Here is a 1,880-nt window from a genome sequence, read left to right on the forward strand (position 1 = left end):
TATCTACTTCTACTTCAGCATGTGCAGAAGAGGCATGATCTAATCTATGTAGTATGCCTTTTATCAATACATATAAGTGATAATATTTATGAGATTGAGTTATTCTATTTGTCATATCATTTAAATAAAATTTGTCGAGTTTTTGTATGTTAGTTCCCATATGTTTATTAATTTCGGAAAGTTGAGGTTCTAGATCTTTGCATATAACTTCAATAATATGCCCTTTGTTGGGGATAATGTTTCTTTCATGATGAAACGCTATTGCTTGTATAATTATCTTTATCAGTTCATTGTCGTCAGATAGTCGATGTGACATTTCTTCAAAAGGTAAAAAGGCTGGGGAGAGATAACTATGAGGGATATCGTTTATAAAAGAACTATAAATCTTTTCTTGCCCAATCATTTCTCTAATTACATTTTGAAAAGGTGTAAATGCTTTTCCAAAGTCATGATAAAATACTGTTATGTATACGCAATACCAAAATAGTTCTTTGTTAACCACGTTGGGTAAGATATTTTCAATTTTCGAGCCATACATAGTTTTTAATATTTCTAAATTTTCCAAAAGTTTTTGGGTATGTTCATACAAGGTTTCCTGGGGATTTGATTTAGCATATATCATTTTCCTCACCTTTCATTAAAAAAAACGAGATCTCCTTCTTCATCTAAAAGAATTGTTCCTGAATCTATTACGTTACCGCTTTCAACATATACAGTATCGATACGTTCCCATACTCTTAGTTCGTTTTGTATAGTATATTTCCAGTTAAGTCGGTAGTTTATGCCGCTCAAACCAGGTGGTAATTGTTTTTTGGGTATATAAATAGGCAATTTTATTTCATAAGGATCAGCTTTTCCACGTCCTATAATTATTTCTTCTAAATCTACTTGTTTAAAATCCTCTATTACAGCTAAATCTTCTTTTCTTCCTAAACTGAAATATTCTTCTGAACCTTTTATTCCTTTAATAATTGAGTCAATAATATTTGATTGAGCACAAACATGTATAATCAAATTTACATTGTATAACATATGCACATAGGAGGGTACAGAAGTAACACTCAGATCTTTTCTACTTTTATACGAATACATACTTTGTAAATTGAAACAGATATTTTCGAAGCTTCCTTGAATAGAAATAGCTAGAGGAATAAATTCTTTAGCATTCATAATCTTATGCAATAATCCTTTTACGGTAGAGTAAGGGGGCAGAGGATACGTCTCTGCCACCTTAAAAGCAAAAGGCTTTTTATAAGTTGCATTTTGCTGGTAAATATTCAGTTTTAAAGCTTTCATGTATTGCTCACTCCATAAAAACTATTGACATCATTTTTCATTTTGACAAAAAAATCTTCTACTGATAAGGCTCTTTCTCCGAACATTTCTTTTATTTTAAAATCATTTGAAAAGTAGCCATCGGCAATGCCTACGAATGTTTTATCTTTAATTTTGGTATTATCTAAGGTTTTTTCTAAAGCGCTGTTAAGTTTATCTTCTTGAATATAATACAATCCGTTTTTCATATTTAATCCTATTCTTCCTAAGAAGAAAGGAGAAGCCAAATCATAAATGCCACCTATTATAAATATTGGAGAAAGGTTTTCTTGCCTTCCACGAATGTTTCTATTAAGGAGTTTTATTATTTCTAAAAATTGATTAACTCTTTTTGATTTTTCGGCATTATCCAAAATGATTTCTCCATCTTCCCCTATCTTAGCTAGATCTATAGTAAAGGTATATGTATATAGGCTTAAATGCTGTTCAATGTTGGCTATGTTAGGGTGTTCTTTTATCCTGTCAGCAAGTCCTTTGTTAGTTAAAAATTCTGTGTCACTTCTGTATGGTTCAAGAGAGATAGCATGACTCAAACGCACCACTGC

3 protein-coding genes are annotated in these 1,880 nt (G+C 31.0%); all 3 read right to left on the reverse strand.

What is annotated here, in order from left to right; genetic code table 11:
• Positions 1 to 622: CRISPR-associated endonuclease Cas3'' (locus tag PKN74_RS08330; RefSeq protein ID WP_472310379.1), on the reverse strand; the 622-nt coding region annotated here is incomplete at its 3' end.
• A gap of 5 nt (positions 623 to 627) precedes the next feature.
• On the reverse strand, positions 628 to 1,296 hold the full coding sequence (cas5b, locus tag PKN74_RS08335) for a type I-B CRISPR-associated protein Cas5b (protein WP_472310381.1): 669 nt from the start codon (positions 1,294 to 1,296) through the stop codon (positions 628 to 630).
• Positions 1,293 to 1,880: type I-B CRISPR-associated protein Cas7/Cst2/DevR (gene cas7i / locus PKN74_RS08340; protein ID WP_472310383.1), on the reverse strand; the 588-nt coding region annotated here is incomplete at its 5' end. The genes cas5b and cas7i, both read right to left, overlap by 4 nt.

This window comes from Defluviitoga sp. (genome assembly GCF_035349255.1).
In the GTDB taxonomy this organism is placed as follows: domain Bacteria; phylum Thermotogota; class Thermotogae; order Petrotogales; family Petrotogaceae; genus Defluviitoga.